Origin of the sequence: Bifidobacterium commune (assembly GCF_900094885.1) — a bacterium.
GTDB classification, from domain to species: domain Bacteria; phylum Actinomycetota; class Actinomycetes; order Actinomycetales; family Bifidobacteriaceae; genus Bifidobacterium; species Bifidobacterium commune.
In genome coordinates this window covers 367,691-392,967 of the sequence record NZ_FMBL01000001.1, presented here as the reverse complement: position 1 = coordinate 392,967, position 25,277 = coordinate 367,691, and the positions used below count along the sequence as shown (strand labels likewise).

The 25,277-nt window shown below is 52.3% G+C and carries 21 protein-coding genes, 1 tRNA gene and 1 pseudogene; 5 read left to right on the top strand and 18 right to left on the bottom strand.

Features of this window, described 5'->3' with window-relative positions; all coding sequences use genetic code 11:
- Window positions 1-341 precede the first annotated feature (341 nt).
- The 16 genes and pseudogenes from GA0061077_RS07130 to GA0061077_RS01435 all read right to left on the bottom strand — a co-directional run bounded on the left by GA0061077_RS07130 (window position 342) and on the right by GA0061077_RS01435 (window position 15,414).
- A complete protein-coding gene (locus GA0061077_RS07130) occupies window positions 342-611 on the bottom strand; it encodes a TIM barrel protein (protein ID WP_324609211.1) in 270 nt (89 codons plus the stop codon).
- A 194-nt stretch (window positions 612-805) separates the two neighbouring features.
- Window positions 806-1,099 (bottom strand): TIM barrel protein, encoded by a 294-nt coding sequence (locus GA0061077_RS07125; protein ID WP_260281718.1) that lies wholly within the window; start codon window positions 1,097-1,099, stop codon window positions 806-808.
- Between the two features lie 10 nt (window positions 1,100-1,109).
- Entirely contained in the window at window positions 1,110-1,316 is a 207-nt protein-coding gene (locus GA0061077_RS07120; protein WP_260281717.1) for a hypothetical protein, read from the bottom strand.
- A gap of 280 nt (window positions 1,317-1,596) precedes the next feature.
- Entirely contained in the window at window positions 1,597-2,610 is a 1,014-nt protein-coding gene (locus GA0061077_RS01490; protein WP_183193098.1) for a hypothetical protein, read from the bottom strand.
- 23 nt (window positions 2,611-2,633) lie between these two features.
- A complete protein-coding gene (locus GA0061077_RS06935; protein WP_200754443.1) occupies window positions 2,634-2,807 on the bottom strand; it encodes a hypothetical protein in 174 nt (57 codons plus the stop codon).
- A complete protein-coding gene (locus GA0061077_RS07225) occupies window positions 2,734-2,910 on the bottom strand; it encodes an NAD(P)-dependent oxidoreductase (protein ID WP_200754434.1) in 177 nt (58 codons plus the stop codon). Before GA0061077_RS07225 ends, GA0061077_RS06935 begins: the two co-directional genes overlap by 74 nt.
- Window positions 2,907-3,023, bottom strand: a complete 117-nt coding sequence (locus GA0061077_RS07220; RefSeq protein ID WP_091847165.1) for a LacI family DNA-binding transcriptional regulator — start codon at window positions 3,021-3,023, stop codon at window positions 2,907-2,909. Before GA0061077_RS07220 ends, GA0061077_RS07225 begins: the two co-directional genes overlap by 4 nt.
- A gap of 155 nt (window positions 3,024-3,178) precedes the next feature.
- A complete protein-coding gene (carB, locus tag GA0061077_RS01475; protein WP_091847164.1) occupies window positions 3,179-6,550 on the bottom strand; it encodes a carbamoyl-phosphate synthase large subunit in 3,372 nt (1,123 codons plus the stop codon).
- Complete coding sequence (carA, locus tag GA0061077_RS01470; protein ID WP_091847163.1) at window positions 6,550-7,854, bottom strand: glutamine-hydrolyzing carbamoyl-phosphate synthase small subunit; 1,305 nt, start codon at window positions 7,852-7,854, stop codon at window positions 6,550-6,552. Before carA ends, carB begins: the two co-directional genes overlap by 1 nt.
- Before the next feature lie 454 nt (window positions 7,855-8,308).
- Window positions 8,309-8,809, bottom strand: a pseudogene (gene nusB, locus GA0061077_RS01465) (transcription antitermination factor NusB); the annotation flags it as partial.
- A gap of 100 nt (window positions 8,810-8,909) precedes the next feature.
- The gene (efp, locus tag GA0061077_RS01460; protein ID WP_091847162.1) at window positions 8,910-9,476 is read right to left on the bottom strand and encodes an elongation factor P; all 567 of its coding nucleotides are present in this window, start codon (window positions 9,474-9,476) and stop codon (window positions 8,910-8,912) included.
- Between the two features lie 201 nt (window positions 9,477-9,677).
- Window positions 9,678-10,880 carry an elongation factor Tu gene (gene tuf, locus GA0061077_RS01455; protein WP_091847161.1) on the bottom strand — a complete coding sequence of 401 codons (1,203 nt, stop codon included), beginning with the start codon at window positions 10,878-10,880 and terminating at the stop codon, window positions 9,678-9,680.
- Window positions 10,881-11,048: 168 nt separating this feature from the next.
- The gene (gene fusA / locus GA0061077_RS01450) at window positions 11,049-13,178 is read right to left on the bottom strand and encodes an elongation factor G (protein WP_091847160.1); all 2,130 of its coding nucleotides are present in this window, start codon (window positions 13,176-13,178) and stop codon (window positions 11,049-11,051) included.
- Between the two features lie 33 nt (window positions 13,179-13,211).
- Window positions 13,212-13,682, bottom strand: a complete 471-nt coding sequence (gene rpsG / locus GA0061077_RS01445) for a 30S ribosomal protein S7 (RefSeq protein WP_091847159.1) — start codon at window positions 13,680-13,682, stop codon at window positions 13,212-13,214.
- A 5-nt stretch (window positions 13,683-13,687) separates the two neighbouring features.
- Window positions 13,688-14,059 carry a 30S ribosomal protein S12 gene (gene rpsL, locus GA0061077_RS01440; RefSeq protein WP_033521141.1) on the bottom strand — a complete coding sequence of 124 codons (372 nt, stop codon included), beginning with the start codon at window positions 14,057-14,059 and terminating at the stop codon, window positions 13,688-13,690.
- A 338-nt stretch (window positions 14,060-14,397) separates the two neighbouring features.
- Window positions 14,398-15,414, bottom strand: coding sequence for an adenosine deaminase (locus tag GA0061077_RS01435; protein ID WP_091847158.1), 1,017 nt, complete (start codon window positions 15,412-15,414; stop codon window positions 14,398-14,400).
- A gap of 377 nt (window positions 15,415-15,791) precedes the next feature.
- On the opposite strand from GA0061077_RS01435, the gene GA0061077_RS01430 reads away from it, so the two are divergent.
- Together GA0061077_RS01430 and GA0061077_RS01425 are read left to right on the top strand one after the other, a co-directional pair.
- Window positions 15,792-16,400, top strand: a complete 609-nt coding sequence (locus GA0061077_RS01430) for an NCS2 family permease (RefSeq protein WP_200754433.1) — start codon at window positions 15,792-15,794, stop codon at window positions 16,398-16,400.
- 163 nt (window positions 16,401-16,563) lie between these two features.
- Window positions 16,564-18,369, top strand: a complete 1,806-nt coding sequence (locus tag GA0061077_RS01425) for an adenine deaminase C-terminal domain-containing protein (RefSeq protein ID WP_091847157.1) — start codon at window positions 16,564-16,566, stop codon at window positions 18,367-18,369.
- A gap of 176 nt (window positions 18,370-18,545) precedes the next feature.
- On the opposite strand, the gene GA0061077_RS01420 is transcribed toward GA0061077_RS01425, so the two are convergent.
- Window positions 18,546-18,621: transfer RNA gene (locus tag GA0061077_RS01420), tRNA-His, on the bottom strand.
- 394 nt (window positions 18,622-19,015) lie between these two features.
- Here GA0061077_RS01420 and GA0061077_RS01415 point away from each other — a divergent pair.
- Entirely contained in the window at window positions 19,016-19,906 is an 891-nt protein-coding gene (locus GA0061077_RS01415; RefSeq protein WP_234696458.1) for a formate/nitrite transporter family protein, read from the top strand.
- 156 nt (window positions 19,907-20,062) lie between these two features.
- A complete protein-coding gene (locus GA0061077_RS01410) occupies window positions 20,063-21,088 on the top strand; it encodes a threonine aldolase family protein (protein WP_091847156.1) in 1,026 nt (341 codons plus the stop codon).
- Between the two features lie 341 nt (window positions 21,089-21,429).
- Here the strand turns inward: GA0061077_RS01410 and GA0061077_RS01405 are convergent, their stop codons facing one another.
- Window positions 21,430-23,535: an LTA synthase family protein gene (locus GA0061077_RS01405; RefSeq protein ID WP_091847155.1), complete on the bottom strand. Its 2,106-nt coding sequence runs from the start codon at window positions 23,533-23,535 to the stop codon at window positions 21,430-21,432.
- A gap of 295 nt (window positions 23,536-23,830) precedes the next feature.
- Between GA0061077_RS01405 and GA0061077_RS01400 the strand changes: the two genes are divergently transcribed.
- Window positions 23,831-25,222 carry an alpha/beta hydrolase gene (locus GA0061077_RS01400; RefSeq protein WP_091847154.1) on the top strand — a complete coding sequence of 464 codons (1,392 nt, stop codon included), beginning with the start codon at window positions 23,831-23,833 and terminating at the stop codon, window positions 25,220-25,222.
- Window positions 25,223-25,277: the final 55 nt, after the last annotated feature.

The window sequence follows — 25,277 nt, the reverse complement described above, 5'->3', positions numbered from 1 at the left end:
CGGTAAGGCGCCCACGCCTGCGTAAAAAGCACTCGGGACAGATAGTGCACAGTCGTTCAGCACTGAAAAAGTCGGCTTCTTCGCCTTCAACTATGCAATTACGACAACTTTATCGATTGGTTATCTATACGCTTTGCCACCCAAGGATGGCTCATTACAAATTCATCACACCACCTGCAGCGAAACAAAATCAATTCATCTGAGTGATGCCAAAGTCACCCGTTTACACCGGACGACCGGACGCCAACCCCTAACCGGTCCCTCGATAATCAAATTCTGCCATATAACCCTTCTTTCTCTCCGCCAGTTCCGAACCTGATCAACGGGATTGCGGCCAATAATCAGTCGAGCGGTTTCTGCTGGATTCCGACATTGCGGAAAATCTTGTCGAAAAATGCCTTTACGTTCTTCACTTCCTCGATCAGCTTTGCGGATTTGTTGGCCCACATCTCGATGGTCATCGCGCTGGTGTAACCCAGCCGATGCAAAGTACGCAAACACCCTTCGAAATCGACCGTTCCATCGCCGAACGGCACATCACGGAACTGTCCTTTGCTTGTGGCGGTCACCGGTTTGGCGTCCTTAAGGTGCACCGAAACGATATTATCGATTCCTGTTTCAAGTTCCCCGCCAACATCGTTTTACGGCCAGGCCGAAAGGTTGTCCAAGTCCGGACATGCCCGAAGCCACGGACTGTAAATCTGGTTTTCAGATAGTTGATCTTCTGAAGCGAATTAAGGAATAGATCATCCATGGTCTAGATGTCCAACATAACCTGACGCGTCGCGGCATATTCGACGCCTTTTCAGGTTTTCCACGAACCACTTACGAGATTCAAGCGTTTTGAGCTCATAATAGACGTCATAACCGGCCATCGAATGTTGCGAATCCCAAGGTCGTAAGCCAAGTCAATGGCTTTGCAGAGCATCTCAAGGCTGTGTTCGCGCATTTGAGGATTGACCGAGCCCAGCGGATAACGACGATGTCCGCTGAGCATCAGTGTATGGATACGCACGCTCGTGTCCCACGCAGCATCGCGCAAATCCTTGCGCTGCTCACGCGTCCAGTCCCAAACGAGCCAAACGCTCGTCGCTTTCATCTACTGAAAACTAGATGAAATTGAACTCAAGATCATGCGCCAGCTGCAAGGTCTTGTGCCAATGATCCTTGAGCCAACGCAGCGGCACCGGCGCCTGACTTGCCATGACGCACTGCCTGGCAACCGGATAAATTTCCTCAACTCCCATTTCGAAACGCTTCGCCATCTCATTGGCTTGTTCGTCCGCCGACAAGATGCCGTTGCAGAAGATATACATCCATCCTTATCTAGGAGATAAAGACTTTTTACCATGCCCCACACACGTTATACAAGCGATTTCCTTGGTAGTAAAGATACCGGTTTGCGAAAGCGCACTTGTCTAATCGCAGAAAAAGCGAGTTTCACATTTCTTTAAGATCGACCTCCCGCTTTAAGCACACCTTGAATCCACGGTGTTTCGAAGACAGAGACGCCGACCTGCGTTCCCTGAGCATCGAAAAGCAACGTTCGGGTGTTGGTTCCCCGTTATCAAGTATCAGAAATAGCGTCCAGCCATCCTAGTTCCCCTCGTTAACGATGTGGTAGATAGCCAATGAATTACTTTCACGGTTGGCACTCAGCAGATAATCCTTACCGTCTTTGCGGAACACGGTAACATTGCTCGGCCCCACTCCGGTTTCAACGATATTTTTACGTACGACGCGATCGGGAGCCTGAATGGACATCAAATCCTGGTCTCCCCCACGGTAGCCAAAGAGGAAATACGGGGCCCCGAACAGCATCTGACTATCGATGGCATGCCCAAAAGGAGAATTTGATTCAGTGACATCCAAAGTGTGGAACCGATCATCGTAAAGCCTGAGATGATCTCCATGGAATCCCTGGATTGCCAGATACTCCTGATGTCCATCTCCGTCGATGTCAATCATTGCGATATCGCTGGTCTCCTCGTCGGCCAGATGTTCAAGTCGCCAATCCTGTTTTCCCTGAGGGTAATGCAAACGGAAGATGCCTTCGCGACCGGTTATCAATGAGGTTGTTGGCATCTCGCGACGATAACCGTGGTTCTTGGTGATTCTCACATCAAGATCTCGTATATCTTTCAAGCAATCCACAACCGCATCGTATTCACCGACGAACACCCTACCCGGATCGGACCAATCATCCGTAAACTGCTTGGAATTGGCGATAGAACACCCAATAAACCAATATCCTCCATCATGCTGGATGATATCGAAGCGGTGAATATACGGCGTGTCCGCTATCGGGTTGACATCCCAATTCTCGCCGTTGAAATGCGCATGCACGATACGGCAGGACTTGGAATTAAAACCAGGATAAAAACGCTGAGTCGCAAGAAAATCCAAGGTCCCCGGAAGTTGGACCATCGTCATCGTACCGCCGACATCGGGCCATACCACAATGCGGCGGCAGTCATCATCAAGATCATAGGCGTAACAGGGTCGATCTTCCTCAGAAGCAATGAGCACAAAATCACGGCCAAGTTCGTTCATTCTCAGAATCGCGTAACCATGGTCAAGTTCGTCTTTGAAAACCTTCGAAAATCGCATGACCCCTCCTATGTCTGCTTTCGTTACTTATTGACCACGTTGATCGGATTGCCATCGAAGAAGCTAATCAGATTATCAACAGCTTCGGCAGCCAAACCGGTACGTGCCTCAACGGTACCCGTGTCAGCATGCGGAGCAAGCACAACGTTGAGCAGAACGGAGCTTTTCGGAAGCCTTCGGTTCGAATTCGAGAACATCCAGCCCCGCTCCAGCGATTTGAACGGATTCTAAAGCCTCCACCAGTGCATGCCCCTGAACAATGGGGCCGCCTGCAGCATTAAGATACGCGTCGTCCCTCATCTTTGCGAACGAGCGACTGGCGAAATCTTGTCCCTCCTCCCTTTTATATAACGAGAAACAGTCGATTTCGACACAACGGACCGATTTGCGATATCTTTTATTATGTAATGCATCCTAACCTTTAACCTATCAACACTTGACAATTTCCACCATATCGCATTCGCTAAATATGTTAAACGAACGGCATCAACGTCAGTACAAAGAATCCTTATAGAATCCCACTGATCGTCGATACCGTTCCAGCAGCATTTTGATTAGAACCTACCCACTACAATTGAGAAGCAAAAAGCTGCTCGGCATGTTCTTGGATGCTCATTATTTGATAATCATTGGCCTTCACGGCCTCAACCGCCAACAACACAGCTTGGAACTCGGTTACCGTAGTGAACTCGGGTAAATCTGCAATAATGGCGGACGCGCGGATCGTATAGCCATCAGATCTGGATCCACGAGAACTCGGCGTGTTCAACACCATGTCAATCTCGCCATCCTCAATCAGCTGCACGGCATTACGACCAATGTAATCGTCACCGTATTCCGATTTTAGTTCCTGTTCATGTTCCGGGGTTTCCGAAATCTTGCTGACCACCTTAGAATCGATGCCATACCTACGCAAGACAGACGCAGTCCCTTCGGTTGCACAGATTGTAAAGTCGAGCTCTTTCAGACGTGTGGCGATGAGCGGCAACTGACGTTTATCCGCATCGGAAACTGAAAGGAAGACATTACCACGCGTCGGTAGGCCACCTTCGTAAGCCGCAAGTTGCGACTTGGCAAATGCATGCGGGAAATCACGGTCAAAGCCCATGACTTCACCGGTCGATCGCATTTCCGGTCCAAGAAGCGTGTCGACGGATTTGCCGCTTTCGGTGCGGAATCGCTTGAATGGAAGCACGGATTCCTTGACTGCGACCTGCTGTCCTGGATGCATGGTGCTGCCGTCACCTTTTGCGAGCAACAGCTCACGGCGACGCTGATCGGCAACACTCTCCCCCAGCATGATACGAGCCGCTGCCTTAGCAAGCGCTACACCAGTCGCCTTGGAAGCGAATGGGATTGTACGAGACGCTCGCGGGTTGGCCTCAATGACATAGAGCGTGTTGGACATGTAGGCAAACTGGACATTCATCACACCGCGCACGCAGCATCCCTGCGCTATCGCAAGCGTCGCCTTGCGCAAACGCGCGATTTGATCGTCGGAAAGCGTTGAAGGAGGCAGCGTGCAGGCCGCATCACCAGAATGGACACCAGCTTCTTCGACATGCTCCATGATCCCGCCAATATAAAGCTCATGCCCGTCGTAAAGCGCATCCACGTCGATTTCTATGGCATCCTGAAGGAACTTGTCAATTAGCAGCGGGGAGGGCAAACGGCCTGAAACGACCGTGTCCGCCTGGGCCTGATCAAGTGCTCGTTCGACATACTTGGTCAACTGCTCATCATCGTATACGATTTCCATTCCCCGTCCGCCAAGTACGTAGCTAGGACGGACCAGTACAGGATATCCGATGGAATGGGCAGCCTCTCGAGCTTCATCGAGACTAAGTGCGGTGCCGAAGCGTGGTGCATTGAGGTGCTCACGACGGAGAACCTCACCAAAGAGCTCGCGATTTTCAGCCAGATCGATGGATTCAGGCGATGTTCCGAGAATCGGAACCCCTGCAGCCTTAAGCCGCGCAGCCAGTGAGAGCGGTGTCTGACCGCCGAGTTGCACAATAATGCCTTTAACGGGCCCCAATTTCTTTTCAGCCTCGTAAATCTCCATAACGTCTTCGAACGTGAGTGGTTCAAAGTATAGCCTGTCGGAAACGTCGTAATCAGTTGAAACCGTTTCTGGATTGCAATTGACCATGATGGTGTCGTAATCCTTGCCCAATTCCTGGACGGCATGGACGCACGTGTAATCAAACTCGATGCCTTGGCCGATACGGTTGGGGCCGCTGCCCAGAATGATGACCGCCTCACGATCGCGCGGCTTGAGTTCGGACTCATCGGCATAGCATGAGTAGTAATACGGCGTGACCGCGTCAAACTCAGCCGCGCAGGTATCGACGGTCTTGTACACCGGACGCAAGCCGTAGCTATGGCGCAGCTCGCGTATGGCGTTCTCGCCTTCATCTCCCAGATGGCGCAAATGTGCAATCTGCAGATCGGAAAGCCCGGCCAATTTTGCCTTTTTCAACAGTTTTGGCGATAGATTCTCGGTGAAACGCACCTCCATCGCAGTTTGATTAATCAACGCGAATTGCTTCAAGAACCATGGGTCGATCTTAGTGGCATCAAAGAGCTGTTTAATCGTCGCCCCTCCCCACAAAGCTCGCTGCAGTTGAAGATAGCGGTTTTCGGTGGGTCGGCGCATATCCTCGAGCAGCTGCTCGACCTCTGCACTGTCGGGCTTGGGACCATCCCAGTTAAAGCCCATGTCCCTTTTATCGATTGAACGCATAGCCTTGCCGACAGATTCCTGGAAATTGCCGCCCAACGCCATTGCCTCACCTACGGACTTCATCGAAGTCGTAAGTGTGGGGTCAGCCCCGGGGAATTTTTCGAAAGTGAAACGAGGCACCTTGGCGACCACATAATCAATCGTGGGTTCGAAACAAGCCGGCGTAGATTCGGTAATATCGTTGCGAATCTCGTCCAGTGTATATCCAAGCGCAAGTTTTGTGGCGATTTTGGCAATCGGGAAACCGGTGGCTTTCGAAGCAAGCGCCGATGACCTGGAAACACGAGGGTTCATCTCGATGACGACGATACGGCCGTTTTTCGGGTTCAACGCAAACTGGATATTGCATCCACCGGTATCGACACCAACACCTCGGATAATCGCGATGCCGATATCACGCATTTTCTGATACTCGCGATCAGTGAGTGTGAAAGTCGGGGCTACGGTGATGGAGTCTCCTGTATGCACACCCACCGGATCGACGTTCTCGATCGGACAGACGACCACAACGTTGTCGTTACGGTCACGCATCAATTCCAGCTCGTACTCTTTCCAGCCTTCGATGCCCTCTTCGATCAGAACTTCATCGGTCGGCGAATAGTGAATGCCGGCCCCAGCGATGCGATGCAGTTCCTCTTCGTTATGGGCAATACCTGAACCCAGACCGCCCATGGTAAAGCTCGGACGCACAACCACTGGGAAACCGCCGAGTCGCTCTACGACGGCATCGACTTCTTCGAGGGTATGGGCCACATCTGAACGGGCAGACTCTCCCCCAACGGATTCTACGACTTTTTTGAACTGTTCACGGTCCTCTCCGCGGTCAATGGCTTCAAGCGAGGCACCAATAAGTTCCACATTATATTTCTTAAGCACACCTGCTTTGCCGAGTGCCTCAGCGGCGTTCAGAGCGGTCTGTCCACCGAGTGTGGGCAGGATGGCATCGGGGCGTTCCTTGGCAATGATACGTTCAAGAATCGAAACATCAATGGGTTCAATATACGTGGCATCGGCCATCTCTGGATCAGTCATGATGGTCGCCGGGTTGGAATTGACCAGAATGACACGCACGCCTTCCTCACGCAGAACGCGGCATGCCTGGGTTCCGGAATAGTCAAATTCGGCCGCTTGACCGATGACGATCGGGCCGGACCCGATAACCATGACGGATTTGATGTCCTGACGTTTCGGCATTACTTGTTCTCCTTGTCAAAATCAACATGCGATTGGACATGCTCATCGCTTACAGACGATGACTCAAATGCGGACAGCACCGAAGAGACAGGCTCGCCCTTCCTGCATGCGTCCATAAGCACAACAAAGCGGTCGAAGAGATAAGCAGCATCATGCGGACCTGCGGCAGCTTCGGGATGATATTGAACAGAGAAAGCCGGGATGTCTATACATTGCAACCCTTCCACAACATCGTCGTTTAAATCAATGTGGGAAACGAACACCTTGCCGAACACCCCATTGTCGTATGGAGACTCCACAATCTTGCCAATAGGTGCGTCGACCGCAAATCCATGATTGTGGGCGGTGATCTCGACCTTGCCGGTGGTCATGTCCTTAACCGGCTGATTCACACCGTGATGGCCGAATTTGAGCTTGTATGTGTCGAAGCCGAGCGCACGACCGAAGAGCTGGTTGCCAAAGCAGATTCCAAAGAAGGGATACCCCGCTTCAAGCACCTGTCGCAACTTTTCGATCTGTGGCTCGGCTTCATGCGGGTCGCCCGGACCGTTGGAGAAGAACACCCCATCAGGGTTCAACGCCTTGATTTCTTCAAACTTCACCGAGGAAGGCAAAACATGCACGCGACAACCGCGTTCAGCCAATCGGTGTGGTGTCATGCCCTTGATTCCCAGATCAACAGCGACAACAGTATACAAAGGTTCTTTGCCTTCGAAATCACCGCATGGTTCAATGGTGTATGCCTCGTCAGCACTTACCTGGTCGTAAAGCCTGGCTCCCTGCATCGTCGGCGACGCCTTCACCTGCGCGAGCAAACTTTCGACCGGAAGCAATGCACCGGTCGATTGATCGATGAGCACATCACCGGAGAAGATACCGGCTCTCATAACTCCCGAGCTTCGTAGATGACGTACAAGCTTGCGGGTATCGATATTGCTGATACCGACGATACCATTGCCATTCAATCCGTTATCAAGGCTGTCATCGGCCCGCCAATTGCTGAAGTTGGGGCTGGGTTCCCGAACGACGTATCCCGCTACCCAAATATGCTCAGACTCGGGATCCTCATTGTTGATTCCGGTGTCACCTACATGGGGGAACGTCTGCACGACAATCTGACCGTCATAGCTCGGGTCTGTAATGGTTTCCTGATAACCGGTCATGGCAGTGGTAAAGATGATCTCACCAAACGTCGAGCCGAGTGCACCGTATGGCTCACCTACGTAAATCTGCCCGTCTTCCAACAACAGCACGGCATCATCAACTGAATACCGTGCTGTCGAGGCTGCTTGCTGACTCACCATGAGTCCCCCTTGCCCCCGGGCCCATGTCGCGGACTCGGAAATAACCGGACCGGAAAACTACATTCGCGGCCCGGCCACCTTACCGCGGTCAGAACGTTTAAATAATCAGTGAATCATCGCCGTCTGTATGTGATTGATTTCTTTGAGCGGATGTATTCGATAAGCCTGGGGCGTCATCGGGAAAAGAATCATCGTTTTTCCCGAATTGCGAACCATTGATAGGTTGTGCGATCGAAGGTGCATCGTCATCTACTGACGAACGCCGTTCACCGGTTGTTGTCATATATCGATTAATCAATGTCTCTTGTTCCAGCGCACCAGAGGCATTCGCCCCAGGCGCGCTGGTCGAGGTTCCCACTTGCTCAGATTGGACGGAATCGTCTCCGCCATCGGCGTCTTGCCTATCAAAAGGCACACCATCACCGTTGCCTGAAACACCATTGGACTGAAGGAAACCGGGAGCGGTGGGCGAATTCAGCCTGCGCTCCTCGGCTTCATGCTCAGCTTTCTGTGCAGCGTTGGCCTCGTGCGCAGCATTAATGTCGACGAGAACCGATTCCTTATCTTCGCAGACCGCACTCAAGAGACCGTGAATGAACGCCGGTGAATCATCATCGGAAAGGGTCTTCGCCAAACTAAGCGCTTCGTCAATTGTGACTCGGTCGGGCACTTCATCATTGAAGAGCATCTCCCAAGCGGCAATACGCAGGATGTTCCTGTCAACAACTGCCATACGTTTGAGCGGCCACTTGACTGAACGAGCTTCGAGAGCTTTATCAATGCCCTCTTGTTCTTCTGCCACACCACGAACGATTTGAATGGCATAGTCAGGCAACGGTGTCTGAGCTCCGGGTTCTGCGATACGTTCAGATAGAAGGGATAGAATATCCTGCCCCTTCTCATCCGCCTCATAGAGCGTATTCAGCGCCCGTTTACGAGCTGTCGAACGTGCCATGTGACCTTTGCCTCCCAATCCGAAGGTTGCTTTATTCCGCCATGCGAAAGCATTCCCGGTTTGGCAATGTCAGTCGCACCCAAGCCGGGCAATACGAAAATCAGTTGTTTTCACGCCCCAGGTAGGACCCGTCTCGCGTGTCTACCTTGACGGTTTCGCCCTCACCGACGAACAGTGGCACCTGAATCTCAGCACCGGTTTCGACAGTTGCCGGCTTGGTGCCTGCATTCGAACGGTTGCCCTGCACACCGGGCTCAGTTGCAGTAATCTTTAGAGAGACTGAAGCGGGAAGCTCAACACTCAACGCTGTGTCGTCATGGAAGCTGACGATGCAATCAGTGCCTTCAATCAGGTACTTGGACTGATCTCCGACCAGTTCCTTGGGGATATTAACCTGATCATATGTAGTCATATCCATGAAAACATACGAATCGCCCTCTTCGTAGGAATACTGCAAGGTGCGGTTGTCGACGGTTTCAAATTCCATCTTCATGCCAGCGTTAAAGGTACGATCGACAATCTTGCCGGAAAGCACGTTCTTGATGGTCGTACGCACGAAAGCCGGTCCCTTGCCAGGCTTGACGTGCTGGAATTTCGTGACGGTCCACAGCTGCCCGTCGAGGTTCAGAACCGACCCGTTTTTAATGTCATTGCTTGTTTGTGCCACGTCTCGTCACCTTAGTCATATTTACAGTTCGAACGATTTGCATTCCATAAAATGCCTTGGCAATTATGCCACATCGTCTGTACAGATGAACACCCATGGTGGATACCTCTCACCTGGCTACTCACACATACCATTGTGCCCCACACCATTACGGTGTGGGGCACAATCAGTAAGTAAAATCTACAACTTACGTTCTAGAACTTACTCAATAACCTTGGTGACTCGACCTGAACCAACGGTGCGGCCGCCTTCGCGCACTGCGAAGGTCAAGCCCTCTTCCATTGCGACAGGCTGAATCAGCTCAACAGTGAAGGTGGCGTGATCGCCAGGCTGAACCATCTCGACACCTTCCGGCAGCGTGATGACGCCGGTGACGTCAGTGGTACGGAAGTAGAACTGCGGACGGTAGTTGGAGAAGAACGGCGAGTGACGGCCGCCTTCATCCTTGGTCAAGACGTAGACCTCGCCCTCGAACTTGCTGTGCGGGGTAACGGAGCCGGGCTTGGCCACAACCTGACCGCGCTCGACATCGTCACGGTTGATGCCGCGGAGCAGCAGACCCGTATTATCACCAGCCTCAGCCTCATCCATCTGCTTGTGGAAGGTCTCGATGGACGTGACAGTGGTGGTCGTGGTCGGACGAATACCGACAATCTCAGCCGGAGCGTTGATCGGGATGACACCACGCTCAACACGACCGGTGACGACGGTACCACGGCCGGAAATTGTGAAGACGTCCTCGATAGGCATGAGGAACGGCTTGTCCAGATCGTGAACTGGAGTCGGGATGTAGTCATCGACGGCATCCATGAGATCCTTGACGGTCTGAACCCACTTGTCGTGATCTGGAGCGTCATCGTGCAGGGCACCGTAAGCGGAGGTACGGATGACGGGGCAATCGCGATCAAAGCCGTTTTCGTCGAGCAGGTCACGAACCTCTTCCTCGACGAGCTCGATGAGCTCTTCGTCCTCAACCATATCGCACTTGTTGAGAGCAACGAGAATCTTCGGCACGCCCACCTGACGAGCGAGCAGCACGTGCTCGCGGGTCTGAGCCATCGGGCCGTCGGTGGCGGCAACTACAAGAATAGCGCCATCCATCTGAGCAGCACCCGTGATCATGTTCTTCACGAAGTCGGCGTGTCCAGGGCAGTCCACGTGAGCATAGTGACGCTTGGCGGTCTGATACTCGATGTGGGCAATGTTGATGGTGATACCACGCTGCTTCTCTTCAGGAGCGGCGTCGATCTGATCGAAGTCGTACTCCGGGTTAAGATCCGGATACTCGTCGTGCAGTACCTTCGAGATGGCCGCGGTCAGAGTCGTCTTACCGTGATCAACGTGGCCAATGGTGCCGATGTTAACGTGCGGCTTAGTCCGCTCGTACTTTTCCTTTTCTGCCATTACTTTGTCCTCCTGGACGTTTCGTAGTTCATCCCGAACTTTGCTGTTTCGAGATACTCGCTACAGTTTACTGGGTTTCTGGGTTACTTGCCACATAGTGCCCGAACCCAGTCAGCGCTTGAAAATTTTAACGCTGACTGGAGACAGACACGCCTTAGGCACAGTAATTTATTCGCCGCGTTGGGCCTTGATGATCTCCTCGGAGACGTTCCTAGGCACCTCTGCATACGAATCCATTTGCATGGTGAACATCGCACGGCCCTGCGTCTTGGAACGCAGATCGCCAATGTAGCCGAACATCTCGCTCAGCGGAACCTTCGCCTCAATAACCTTGACGCCGGTAGCATCCTTCATCTCCTGGATGTTGCCACGACGAGAGTTGATGTCACCCATAACGTCGCCCATGTACTCTTCAGGAGTACGGACCTCGACGGCCATGATCGGCTCAAGGATGACGGGGTTCGCCTTCGGAGCCGCGGTCTTGAACGCCATGGAACCGGCGATCTTGAAGGCAAGCTCGGAGGAATCGACATCGTGGACCTGACCATCGGTGACGGTCGCCTTGACGCCCACCACCGGGAAACCAGCAAGTACGCCAGATTCCATGGCTTCACGCACACCGGCATCGATCGAGGGGATGAATTCCTTCGTGATGTGGCCACCGGTAACGACGTTCTCGAACTCGTAATCCTTGCCTTCGGCAGGATCGATCGGCTCGAAGTTCATCAGGACCTTTGCGAACTGACCGGAACCACCCGTCTGCTTCTTGTGGGTGTATTCCTGGTTCATTACGGCCTTGCGAATGGTCTCGCGGTAGGCGACCTGCGGGTTGCCCACGTTGCACTCCACCTTGAACTCGCGACGCATACGGTCAACGATGATATCAAGCTGGAGCTCGCCCATGCCGGAGATGAGGGTCTGGCCGCTCTCTTCGTCGGTCTTGACCTGGAAGGTCGGATCCTCATCAGCGAGCTTCGCCAAAGCGAGGCTCATCTTCTCCTGATCGGCCTTGGTCTTGGGCTCCACAGCGACCTCGATAACCGGGTCCGGGAAGGTCATGGACTCAAGGGAAATCGGGGCGCTGTCAGCACACAGCGTGTCACCGGTAGATACGTTCTTCAAACCGACGAACGTATAGATGTTACCGGCCTCCGCTGCATCCACGGGATTTTCCTTGTCGGCGTGCATCTGGAAGATCTTGCCAACACGTTCCTTCTTGCCCTTCGTGGAATCGAGCACGCTATCGCCCGGCTTGATGGAACCAGAGTAAACGCGCACGAACACGAGCTTGCCGTAGAAGGGATGGGTCGAGATCTTGAAGACCAGAGCGGCGAACGGATCGTCCATGGTCGGCTTGCGATCGATCTGCTGAGACTCGTCACCCGGCTTGAAGCCCTCGATGGCAGGAACATCCTCAGGGCTGGGGAGATAATCAACAACTGCGTCGAGCAGCGGCTGAATACCCTTGTCTTTGAAGGCTGAACCGCAAAGCACCGGATATGCCTGACGCTCGATCGTGAGCTTGCGGATACCAGTGCGGATCTCCTCCTCGCTCATTTCGCCGGACTCAAGGTACTTCTCCATGAGCTCGTCGTCAGATTCAGCGACCTGATCGAGCAGTTCTGAGTGGTACTCCTCAGCCCTGTCCTTGAGCTCCTCCGGAATATCGACGACATCGTAGTGAGCACCCATATCGGTGGAAACATCGTTCCACACATAGGCCTTCATGCGAACAAGGTCGATCATACCCACGAAGTCGTTCTCAGAGCCTATCGGCAGCTGAACGACCAGCGGAGTAGCTCCGAGCTTCTTCTTGATGGTGTCTACGGAGTAGTAGAAATCGGCTCCGAGCTTGTCCATCTTGTTGACGAAGCAGATGCGGGGCACGCCGTACTTGTCGGCCTGACGCCACACGGTCTCGCTCTGGGGTTCCACACCCTCCTTGCCGTCGAAGACTGCAACGGCGCCATCAAGAACACGGAGCGAACGCTCCACCTCGGCTGTGAAATCCACGTGGCCGGGGGTGTCGATGATGTTGATCTGGAACTTCTGATCGGTGTCATGTGTCTGACGATTCCAGAAGCAAGTGGTCGCAGCAGACTGAATGGTGATGCCGCGTTCCTTCTCCTGAGCCATGAAATCCATGGTCGAGGCGCCTTCATGCGTCTCACCAATCTTGTAGTTCTTACCGGTGTAGTACAGAATACGTTCCGTACACGTTGTCTTACCGGCATCAATGTGGGCCATGATGCCGATGTTGCGTACCTCATTGAGGTCATTGAGCACGTCGAGTGCCATAAATTGTTCCTTACCCTAACTCGTCTGCGAAAATTACCAACGATAGTGGGCAAAGGCCTTGTTGGCCTCGGCCATCTTGTGAGTGTCTTCACGGCGTTTCACCGAAGCACCAAGACCGTTAGAGGCATCGAGAATCTCGTTGGCCAGACGCTCTGCCATGGTCTTTTCGCGACGCTTGCGGGAGAAGTCGGTCAACCAGCGCAGGCTTAAGGCATTTGCACGGTTAGGCTTGACTTCGACCGGAACCTGGTAGGTCGCGCCGCCGACACGGCGGGAACGGACCTCAAGGGACGGACGAATGTTGTCAAGTGCGCGCTTCAGAACGGAAACGGGTTCCTGATCGGTCTTCGCCTTGACCATGTCAAGTGCGGAGTAAACGATGTCTTCGGCGATTGACTTCTTGCCGTCGAGCAAAATCTTGTTGATGAGCTGAGCGACCACGGTTGAGCCGTAAATCGGATCAGGGAGCAGCTGATGCTTCTTGGAGGGTCCTTTACGTGACATATCTCTTACTTCGCCTTCTTTGCGCCGTACAGGGAGCGTCCCTGCTTACGATCCTTGACACCCTGGGTATCGAGCGCGCCACGCACGATGTGGTAACGCACACCAGGGAGATCCTTCACACGGCCACCACGCACGAGCACGATGGAGTGTTCCTGCAGGTTGTGACCCTCACCCGGGATATAAGCGGTGACTTCGACGCCAGAGCTCAGACGCACACGAGCGACCTTACGCAACGCCGAGTTCGGCTTCTTCGGGGTGGTGGTATACACGCGGGTGCACACGCCGCGACGCAGCGGGCTACCCTTCAAGGCCAAAGTCTTGGATTTCTTTGACTTTGCCTTACGTCCTTTACGGACGAGTTGTTCTATAGTAGGCAACTTCAGTTCTCCGATTCGTTAATCATTGTTTCTTGCGGAGCCGCCTCGCTGCAGCCCCAAGTCGACGAATCGAAATTGAGACAGCCACAGTCCACCGGCCCGATGGCCCTTTGCTCTCCTGCCGCCGCATTGCTGCGCGCAATCTAACAAGCTTCGGGATATCCCAATCGTCCACGCCTGTCACATAAGGCATGCCATTGGCACATACGGATATGATAATAACATGGCGGGCCAGACAAAATACTTTGTACTTCGGCAACCGCATATTGAATAGAGCCAATGTTAAAGCCGGGAGCAAAACGAACTTCGCTTCTCGGTTAGCGTATATTGAGTGTCAGTCAGTGTTTTGCAACATACTCGTCTATCTCAGCCAGATACAGCGCCTTCTTTTCGTCACTGATCCATGAGGCCTCAAAAGAGTTGCGAGCCAATTGAATGACTTGCTGCTGAGTGAGATTGAATTGATCGGCCAACGCGTAGTAGTTGTCGTTGATATAACCGCCGAAATACGCCGGATCGTCGGAATTGATGCAAATCTTGGCGCCCTTCGACAGCAATTGAAGAATCTCTTCGCCCTTCATCTGCGGACGGACGAAAGAGTTCGACAGAGGGCAAGAAGTCAGGCCGACTTGATGATTGACAACAAAATCGACAAGGTCCGGATCTTCGACAATGTTCGTACCGTGGTCGATTCGTTCAACTCCCATGATTTCCAGTGCTTGACGGATATGATCAATCGAGTCTTTCTGATCAATATCGCAGTGTGCGGTGAGATGCATGCCTGCCGCAGCAGCATCCTCATATTGGCGCGCAAATTTCAGAGGAGGGTTGTTGTGCTCGTCCGAATCCAGACCAACGCCGATAATCCAATCTTTGTACGGCATAGCTTCAAGTAACGTCTTGCGGGCCGACTCTTTAGAAAAGTCACGCAAGAAGCACATAATCAGTTCAGCATCCACATTGAGAGCACGAGCGTCAACAATAGCCCTGTGCAGGCCGCTAATCACTGTTTCAAAGGAAATGTCGCGGGAAGTGTGTGCCTGTGGATCGAAGAAAATCTCGACATGTCGCACGTTGTTCTCCGCCGCTCGACGCAGATACGAAAAGGCAAGGTCATAAAAATCCTGCTCTTGTTGCAACACCTGCATCGCCGGATAGTAAACAGCCAAGAAGGAAGCCAAATCATCGTACTGGTAGGCCTGGCGAACCTCTTCAATCGTGCTCTGACCAATGTCGACCTTGTTGCGTTTCGCCAACTCCAACTTAAGCTCGGGTTCCAGTGTGCCTTCAATATGAAGATGAAGTTCAGCTTTGGGGAGTCCCTGTATAAATTCTGGTGTTATCTCGGTCGTCATTGGAATGCCTCCGGGTTGAGTCGGCTTGCGAATGAATCACCTTGCGAGACCACCATACCATTCAGTCTCTCCGGAAAGACGACAGACCCAAAAGAGCAATCGCAATGTAATTCGATTTGCAAAACCGATAATTCTCAGCTAGACGACACGCCGAAAACGCTCGACGCAAGAACGATTTAAGTCATATGTATGCCTTTAGCGGAACAATGGGTCACGTATCCGTCAGTATCTCTTATCTCGCCTCACTGGATAGGAACATCATTCTGATGAACAAGACGAACACCACCAATCACAACCCGACAAACCTCCCACAACTCAGCAATTTCCTGGAACGAACGTTTCACCTAACGGAGCATCATACAACAGTCAGACGGGAGATGTTGGCAGGTTTGACCATTTTCGTCTCCATGGCATACATTCTTTTTGTCAATCCAAGCATTTTGGGCGAAGCCGGCATGGACAAGGGGGCCGTGTTCACAGCCACCGCATTCTCCGCGGTTCTTGGTTGCGTGCTCATGGCCGATTCAATCTCGATGCTTGCCGGATCGGTTATGGGTACAACGGCCACATCCGCATACGTCGAATCGTCGGCAGGCATTGCCATAGGAGGCCGCACCGGGCTGACAGCTCTGACCACGGGAGCACTATTTGTTCTCAGCCTGTTCTTCTCACCACTGCTGACAGTCGTAACCGATCAGGTCACCGCGCCAGCACTGATCATAGTGGGAGTGCTTATGGCCTCAGCCCTCAAGCACATCAACTGGGACAGCTTTGAAGTCGCCTTGCCTGCGTTTTTGGTTATCGTCGGCATGCCTTTGACCTACAACATTTCCTATGGCATCGCTTTCGGGTTCGTGACCTACCCCATTCTGATGACCGCGGCCGGCAAGCGAAAGGAAGTCAACCCTCTGATGTGGGCAATGCTTCTAGTGTTCATTTTGCTGCTTTACATTCTTGCGATTGTCCCTAGAGGCAACATCGCATAACCTCCAACACCCATCCATAAAATCACAACTCGGTAAATACAGACAAACCTCTCCGGAAGGCACAAATCTACATCATCCGTTTGAAAAGACCGTGAGCCTGACGGATACCACGGTTTTGTTTGATTATCCAAACCCCAACACCATAAGAAAGAAAGTTCGAAGAATGACAACAGTTGCGCAATTAAAAGAGTATATCGATGCCGGAGCGGCAAAAACACCAGCCGACACGGTGATAGAAAACGGCACACTCATTAATGTGGACACCGGGGAATATTACCCGGCCAATGTAGCGATATGGAACGAACGAATCGTCGCGGTCGACAGTGATATCTCCGCCTACGTCGGCCCGAACACCACCCATATCGACGCAACCGGACGATATCTCTCCCCCGGTCTGATTGATGGGCACATACATGTCGAGTGCAGCAAGTTGAGCATGACCCGCTTTGCTCAGGCCGTGGTCCCCTGCGGCACCACAAGCATCGTCTCCGGCTTGGATGAGTACATTTCTGCAATCGGATTCGACGGACTTGATGAAATATTTAAGGAAATAAGTGCTCTTCCACTGAAAGTATTCTGGGGATTGCCCCACAAAACACCCTATACAATACCTGAATCCACTATCGCTTACAATGTCTCCGCATCAGACCACGATCGCTGGCAACCGCGCGAAGATTGCTATGGGGTCTGGGAGACGGTGCGTGAATCCGTAGCACTTAAAGATCCCGACACACTCCATGCTATCAGCGCCGCACAGCAGTACCACAAGCCAATCTTCGGCTGCTCTCCGATGGCCCGTGGTGTCGGATTAAACCAGTTCCTGATGAGCGGCGCGCACATCGACCATGAGAGCTACGACCATCAGGAGTTCTTGGAAAAAGCACGTAAAGGAATGCACGTCGTCATCCGCGAGTCGTCCGTGACCAAGTTCCTTGCTGAGAACATCCGAGCTATCACTGAACATGCCCCCGGTATCGCCCGTCACACCAGTTTCTGCACGGATGATGTCAACGTGCATGACGTTCTTGAACATGGACACCTAGACCACATGGTACGTCTATCCATCGCCGCAGGAGTCTCCCCCATGACCGCAATCCAGATGGGTTCTATCAACGGGGCGGAGGCATACCACATCAACGACAAAGTCGGTTCGATCGCCCCCGGCAAGGATGCAGACATCCTTATCGTTGACCAACCGGGGACGTTCAACATCGAAAGCGTCATCAGCAAAGGCAAAATCGTCAAGCTCGGCGGACAAGTCGTAGCTGAATTCCTTCCGCCTCAACGAAGCTCGAAACTACAGGGAAGACTGCATCATGAACCGATGAACGCCGACGATTTCAACTACCACATGGATACCGAGAACGGCGAAGCCACTGTGACCACCATTCACAGCGTGGGACCATTCGTCCGCAAACGCCTTGACGTCAAACTTCGCATCAAAGACAACGTCGTGCAACCTAGTGCAGAACAGGACACGGCAATGGTGTCCGTAGTTGAGCGCTACGGAGTCAATGGCAATCACGCCAGAGGATTTATCTCCGGCTGGGGAATCAAGCACGGCGCCATAGCCACCTCCGTCGCTCCGGACGACAACAATCTTGTGGTTGCAGGCATGAACACCGCCGACATGGCATTGGCCGCCAACACGCTTATCGAATGCGGCGGCGGGCAGGTCGTTGTCGAAGACGGAAAAGTGAAGGCCCTGCTCAGGCTTCCCATCGGAAGCATCACCACTGATGTCACCCCTGAGGAATTGGCAAGCAAGGAAAACGAACTCAAACAGGCCGCCGAGCAGCTGGGAAGCCGGCTTCCCGATCCAATGTTCTACCTTTCGTTCCTGCCGATCACATCGATACCCGATTTGGCAATCACAGACGGGGGCAACGTGGACTATACGAAACTGCGGTATTTTGACCCCATCGTCTCCATATGCAAAGAAAACGAAGATCCTCAACGCCTGGCCTGATGTCGGCCTTGTTCCGTTTTCTTCCCAGAATAGCGGGGCAAGGCTATATGAATGCCATATGTCATGAACAGGCCGGAAGTGCATCGTGCCTCATGTTGTGCATCAATGCACGCATCACGGCGCCGGTCATGTAAAATGAAAGCCCCGCTCCCTTGTCGGAAGTAGGGCTTTTGCGATGGGGTGGCCAACGCGGTTCGAACGCGCGACCTTCTGAACCACAATCAGATGCTCTACCTACTGAGCTATGGCCACCATCGAAGTCAGAATTAACTCGATCAAGAATCAATATCTGCGCAACAGATAAGAACTATACATGATTCTCAAGACCTTAGTCAATCGGCGCGTCGTGCACTTCATAGAAGTGGCTTTCGCCATTCACAGACCGTGCAGACCCTTGGCACCGCTAACCTAACGTATTTGCAAAAAGCCCAAGACAGTGCGTCAAAAAGTGCATACACTGGATCCGCCCCCTTCTTTAGATAGCCCACCCCAAAGAAGACGCATTCCTGACAACATTATTCTTATTAGTGTGTTCTTTATAACAAAATGCTGCATTATTAAGCAATAACGGCACCCTTGAATCCATAATGGAACTTGGGAGACGCCGTCTCAATCAATCAGTATCGTAAAGGGAACACGGAAACGCATGACCAAGGTATCGGAAATCAAAACAACCAACACTGAAGCCGAAGGAACCATGGAAGAGACCAAACCACTGTTTCCCGGGCGCGCTTTCATTTCAACCGTTCTTGATGCGCTTGACAACAAAGAGACCATGACTGGCAAGATGACCGGCCGTTACATCCAGCGTGCCACGATGGCCGGTATTCTAGTCGGTGTTTTTTTCACCGCCTTCTGGGTGATGACGGGCGCCTGCTCCCAAGGCGACCATGCCCTTATAGTTACAGGCAAGGTCCTGGCGGGAATTATTTTCGGCTGGGCCCTGGTGCTGATCTACTACACCAATTCGGAACTGCTTACCACTAATATGATGGTGGTCAGCGTCGGAGCCTATCACAAACGTATCGGATTGTTGCAATCGTTGAAACTACTCGGCCTGTGTCTGTTTGGCAACCTCCTAGGCGCCCTGATTGTCGCCGCAATCCTGCGCTTTTCAACCGTTATCTCGGGCACTAGCTACCAAGTAATGCTTGCTGCGGCCAACACAAAACTCGCCTATCTGAATTCGTTCAGTGGAATTGGAGATCTCTTCGTACGCGCTATTTTCTGCAACTTCTGCATCAACATCGCCATGCTGATGGTATACAACGGCAAACTCTCCAACGACTTCACCAAATGCACGATCATGGTGGTGGCCGTCCTCGTCTTCTCATTCTGCGGGTTCGAGCATTCGATAGCCGACTCAGCGATGTTCCTCATCCTCGGCCTGCACGGTACCATCAACGCATGGAAGGCAGTTCTTGTGATACTTGTTGCGATATTCGGAAACCTCGTGGGAGGCGGCATTCTCATCGGTCTGAACTTTGCAACCATGAACGATGAACGCGGCATCACCAAGGATTTGGAACACCAATGAACCCACGCTCAGGCTGCTTACATCTCATAGCGATTCAAAAGCGGCTTGGCGATATACGACCTCTATCTGTGGCAGCACCAATCAGACATCCACTTCACCATAGACGTCGACTCAATTAGTATTGGCGAATTGACCATACACTCTATAAGGATCAAGATGCTGGACTTCACCAACGATTACAACGAGGGCGCGCACCCTCGCATCCTCGAACGCATAACCGAAACCAACATGGAACAGCTTCCCGGTTATGGATACGACAGGTACAGCGATTCCGCAAAGGAAAAGATTCGCCAGGCCTGCGCTTGCCCGGACGCGGACGTATGGTTTCTGGTAGGTGGCACACAGACCAATCAAACCGTCATCGATGCGATCACTCCGTCTTACGCAGGTGTGGTATCCGCCGCCAGCGGACACGTCAGTGTCCATGAAGCCGGAGCCATCGAGGCGACAGGCCATAAAGTCCTCACTCTGCCAAGCCCGAATGGCAAAATAAATGCCGCCGATCTTGAGCAATACTGTGCCGACTTCTACGCCGACGGGAACCATGAACACATGGTCTACCCAAGCACGGTTTATGTCTCTCAGCCCAGCGAATACGGAACTTTGTACTCCAAAGCAGAACTGACGGCCATCGCTGAAACCGCTCACAAATACAACATGCAGCTGTTTCTTGACGGAGCAAGGTTGTGTTATGGATTGACTGCGGAGGGGAACGACCTGACGCTTGAGGACATCGCCCGCATTGTTGACGTCTTCTATATCGGCGGCACCAAAGTAGGGGCTTTGTTCGGAGAAGCGGTCGTTTTCACCAAACACAACTCACCCGCACATTTCACCACCCAAATCAAGAGACACGGCGCATTGCTCGCCAAAGGCTGGCTGTTGGGGCTGCAATTCGACACACTGTTCACCGATCAGTTGTACACACGAATCGCAAGAAACGCGAACGACAAGGCTGATCAAATCCGAGCGGCGCTCAGAGCTAAGGGTTATAGCATTGCCTACGAAAACACCACAAACCAGATTTTTGTCATCATGGACCAACCGACCATCGAACGGCTTTCTGAGAATGTACGCATGGGGTTCTTGGAAAAGTATGACAAAGCACATTCCGTGATGCGCATCTGCACGAGCTGGGCCACCACCCAAGAGCACACCGACCAACTTATCGCACTGCTATAGGCGAGGTAAGTCCCCGAGACACGATTGCCGCATCTCGGGGACTTTCAAATACGGCAAACGCGATACGCACCCTTAGTTGAAGCTGGACTATGACGGCAACGCTATACGTTAAAACAGCTCCACGTCTTTTTGAAACAGCGATTGCGGGCAAGAAGGTTACCATAGGCTGATACATCATCGAACACCGTAAAGGCTGTGCGCATTCCCGCTCTCGACGACATCAAAAACCAGGAATAGATCCAACAGAATCATTGCCATCCTACCGATATCAGACCGGGGATGACAATCGTCATTCTCAGCTGATGTCGACCGGCTGGCAGTGATTCATCGAACGAGATCCTCTACTCCATAAAACCGGCGTCTTTAAGGTAACCCTTGCCGGCGGTCACGTCGTACTGAATCAGCTTGTAGTCATTGATAAGCTGCTTGGTTTCCTTATCGAAATCACTTTCAGCCATCGGGTTGCCCTGCGGGTCCAGATAAATAGGCTGTCCTTCGGGAATACGGGACCAGCCCTGAATCTGGTTGACCACCGGAGGCTCAATAGCCGAAACCTTGCTATGAAGCTTGGTGAGGAATGCCAAGAATGCAGTAACTTTGGCATCGTCCTGCTGCGCGACCTGCGCCATGAAGAAATTAGGCGAAGTATGCTCTGCATCCGGGCTTTGATAACCTTGCCTGCCACTTGCCTTGTTTGACCAGATGAAGTAATCAGTGGTATGCAGCGCCAACGAATTGCTCTGATCGGCCGATGCCGTCTTGTAGATGCCGGGCAGGTGATCCCCGTAGAAAACAACGGTGACCGGTTTGTCAAGCGAGTCTATTTGGGAAAGGAACTTGGCAGTGGCTTTATCGGTGATGTTCACACCCTTTGCATAGGTATTGATCGATTTTGTTTCGTCGCCATCGAGCGGCTGTGCGGAATTCGTGGACCGTGCCCTGAAATCATTGTTTTTGTACCAGTTGTGATAAGGCATATGATTCTGCATCGTGGCCAATTGCACGAACTCATTCGACGGGTTCTTCTTCATCGACTCGTAAACACTCTGATAAGCCGACTCATCAGAAACATAGGGTGAAGAATCAATTTTCTGGCGGTGCGCAATCATCTCAGGAGGCTGCAGTGAGTAGAAGTGAGAAAAGCCAAACTTCTTGTAGTTGTTCGCGCGCAGATACATCGACGGCTCATACGGATGGAACGCTTGAGAATATTCCTTGCTACCCCATAGCTGATTAACCGTCGGAGTCCATTTCTCGTTGGGAATGAGCTGTTGGTAAGGGCTTGTTAGCGACGGGTCAAAATTGGCCATCGACATCCCAGTCAGGCTCATATATTCAAGGTTCGCGGTTCCACCGCCATAGCCGGAGGACAACATATACCCACTGGTCGTATGCCTTTTGATGTCGCGGATATTGGGCATCGGATCTTGGTTGAGCGTAAGCCCGGGCACGCGCGAAGGATCCGAATACGATTCAGAAAGCACGAACACAACACTGCTGTCATTGATTTTCTTCGTACGAGTCTTGTTGATCGCGGCAGCCTCGGCATGATAACGCTTGGCGATCGCGTTCATAGTTGCCTCGTTGTAATCGTCAGGCTGATCCATTACCTTAGGATGCGCCTGCCCGAGGAACGACACCAACGGGCCGTTGCGCTGCGCATCGTAGACGGAGTCCCACATCGAGGGAACGTAGCCCATGGCATTGGCAAAGGATTTGGTCAACGTGTTAATTTGTCCGACTTGATAGCTGAATCCTGTCAGCAACAGCAACGGCAACAGAACCAGGACTATACGTAAACCGGCGATAATCCTGTTTCCGGCACTATTGCGTGCGGCAAAGACTTTCCCATGCCGCACGTCGAAATGGTTTAACACTGCGAATATAACGACAACAGCGAGCGCCGCAATAAGAACCCCTGCAATCAGCGTGCCTGACCCAGTCGGAATAAAACTCATCAAAGAACCGGCATCACCGTTCGAAACGAAACTCAAATCTGAAGGCAGAATCGTCTCGTACCGCACACTCACTTTGAAATGTTCCACCAAAGCGATGATCATCGTCACGATGATCATTACGGGCGTCGCAATCCAAAAACGATTGAACATCATGAGCACCGCCAGGTAAACGAGTCCCAGCAACAGCAAATTCAGCAGAAATATAAAATTACCGCTTACCCACATCTTGGAGACCATGTCCCACACGCCGGTGACCGGGCTGGACAGCTTCACACGGGTATTGTTCTGGGAGACACCTTTCTGCAAAAGCATCGCCATCACAACGTCAAATACTACGAACAACAGCACATAAACCCACGCAGGAACATGGACGCCCTTCAAACCCGCTTTAGATTTGTCATCGTGGCATTCCTTAGAACCCACAGCATTTCGCGATAAAACATGCGATTGTTTGTTCTTAGCGAATTTCTTGTTTTCGACATCAGCCATATATCGTTCTTTCCTCCAAGCCGAGGGCAGACACAGCACCGCTCAACACATCATCATCTCGCTCGCCCGCAAGACTGTCGGCAACCTTGCAGCCTCATATTCCAGCCCTCATATGTATATCAGGCAGAACCCCTTTACTTGCTTCTCTCCAAGCTTTGCGTAATCTTAGCGCAACGATTCTATAACTCGCACCGAAAAACTTTACCTGAATTTGGAATCATTCTTGAGGTGGATTGGCGGGGCGGATGGCATGAGTCTAGAATTGACACGTACACGTTCCGGCACAACAAGGGAAATGATGGACTGGTTTTTTAGCATTCACTTGCTCAAAGGATGGCTTCCGACTTCAATCTTCGCGGCTACCGCCGTTGGAATCATTCTTCTGGTGGTTCTCAAATCGAAAGACGGATGGCTCGACCCCTTGCTTAAACAGTTGGGATGGGGCGTTATCGGCGGTCTTTTGGGCTATTTTATTGTCTGGCTGCTCTCTGATGTTTTCGTGGTCTTTGGAGTAAGCCTCGGAAGCTTGGTGGAAACCACCATCGTATACGGCATCGCGGTTCTTTCCATACTCATCGCCATGTGCATCGACTCAGGAAAAATCAGACGCATCGTGTCCATAATCACCATCATCCTGACATTAATCAGCTGTGGGCTAAAAGTTGATGCCATCTATGGCGAATACACGACGATGGGCTCCTTGTTCGGCCATAACCAATTCTCAAAGCTCGACCCGTCAATCATCGGCAAAGCATCATCAAGTACGGACAACACCCTTGAGAACTGGGAAAATCTGGGCAAAGCGAACAAGCTGCCGAAAATGCCGGAACACGGCGAAGTCCATTCGGTGGACATTCCGGCCACGCTGTCCCATTTCAAGGCACGCACGGCAAACATCTATCTTCCGCCGGCCGCGCTTACTAAGAATCCGCCCAAACTGCCCGTCATGGTCGTTATGGCAGGCCAGCCAGGCACACCGGACCGTTTCTTCAGTGCAGGAACACTTGGCAAGAAGCTTGACGACTACGCTTCAAAGCATTATGGCCTGGCTCCGATCGCCGTCTCACCTGACCAGAACGGTTCACTAACCCATAACTCCCTATGCGCCGATACCTCTTCCGGAAACGCCGAAACGTACATCACCAAAGACGTGACCAATTGGATCACGTCAACCCTTCCTGTCGACACCACACCGGAGAAATGGTTGATCGGCGGATTCTCCCAAGGTGGAACGTGCGCCACCCAGCTCGGGCCTGCGCACCCCGACCTGTACGGGCACATCTACTCAGCAGGCGGCGAAATCGAACCTGCCAGCGGTTCCCACAACGCTACAGTCAAACGTTATTTTGGTGGCAACGAGAAGGCCTTCGACAAACATGTTCCCATCACGATCATCAAGCACAACTCACCATCGAAGCAAACTTGGTTCTCTGCTGCGGGGCAGGTGGATTGGAAATCGCAGAAGAACCAGAAAACCATCAGCAAGGCGGCCATGGACGCCGGTATGTCGGTAACCACCGTGATTGTCAAGGGAACCGGTCATGACTGGCATACCGTCAACGCTGGCATGATGGCACAGATTGATCTTTTCGGTGACGAAACAGGCCTTGGGAAAGCAAACAAGGAAATCGATTCCTACCCCTTGCTGGAAGTGGTGGCCTCCAACACTAACACATTTAATGATTAAACAACGCAGCAGGCACATGACGCAAAGCCGTATTCATCGCTTCGGATATGATGGA

Coding starts and splice junctions, on each gene's coding strand:
- GA0061077_RS01410 (WP_091847156.1), top strand. CDS start 20,063: ATGCTGGACTTCACCAACGATTACAACGAGGGCGCGCACCCTCGCATC.
- GA0061077_RS01435 (WP_091847158.1), bottom strand. CDS start 15,414: ATGACGACCGAGATAACACCAGAATTTATACAGGGACTCCCCAAAGCT.
- GA0061077_RS07220 (WP_091847165.1), bottom strand. CDS start 3,023: ATGCATTACATAATAAAAGATATCGCAAATCGGTCCGTTGTGTCGAAA.
- fusA (WP_091847160.1), bottom strand. CDS start 13,178: ATGGCACTCGACGTGCTCAATGACCTCAATGAGGTACGCAACATCGGC.
- GA0061077_RS06935 (WP_200754443.1), bottom strand. CDS start 2,807: ATGTTCTCGAATTCGAACCGAAGGCTTCCGAAAAGCTCCGTTCTGCTC.
- carB (WP_091847164.1), bottom strand. CDS start 6,550: ATGCCGAAACGTCAGGACATCAAATCCGTCATGGTTATCGGGTCCGGC.
- GA0061077_RS07125 (WP_260281718.1), bottom strand. CDS start 1,099: ATGAAAGCGACGAGCGTTTGGCTCGTTTGGGACTGGACGCGTGAGCAG.
- carA (WP_091847163.1), bottom strand. CDS start 7,854: ATGGTGAGTCAGCAAGCAGCCTCGACAGCACGGTATTCAGTTGATGAT.
- GA0061077_RS01415 (WP_234696458.1), top strand. CDS start 19,016: ATGACCAAGGTATCGGAAATCAAAACAACCAACACTGAAGCCGAAGGA.
- GA0061077_RS07225 (WP_200754434.1), bottom strand. CDS start 2,910: ATGAGGGACGACGCGTATCTTAATGCTGCAGGCGGCCCCATTGTTCAG.
- GA0061077_RS01425 (WP_091847157.1), top strand. CDS start 16,564: ATGACAACAGTTGCGCAATTAAAAGAGTATATCGATGCCGGAGCGGCA.
- rpsG (WP_091847159.1), bottom strand. CDS start 13,682: ATGTCACGTAAAGGACCCTCCAAGAAGCATCAGCTGCTCCCTGATCCG.
- GA0061077_RS01405 (WP_091847155.1), bottom strand. CDS start 23,535: ATGGCTGATGTCGAAAACAAGAAATTCGCTAAGAACAAACAATCGCAT.
- tuf (WP_091847161.1), bottom strand. CDS start 10,880: ATGGCAGAAAAGGAAAAGTACGAGCGGACTAAGCCGCACGTTAACATC.
- GA0061077_RS07120 (WP_260281717.1), bottom strand. CDS start 1,316: ATGTATATCTTCTGCAACGGCATCTTGTCGGCGGACGAACAAGCCAAT.
- GA0061077_RS01430 (WP_200754433.1), top strand. CDS start 15,792: ATGTTGGCAGGTTTGACCATTTTCGTCTCCATGGCATACATTCTTTTT.
- GA0061077_RS01490 (WP_183193098.1), bottom strand. CDS start 2,610: ATGCGATTTTCGAAGGTTTTCAAAGACGAACTTGACCATGGTTACGCG.
- GA0061077_RS01400 (WP_091847154.1), top strand. CDS start 23,831: ATGATGGACTGGTTTTTTAGCATTCACTTGCTCAAAGGATGGCTTCCG.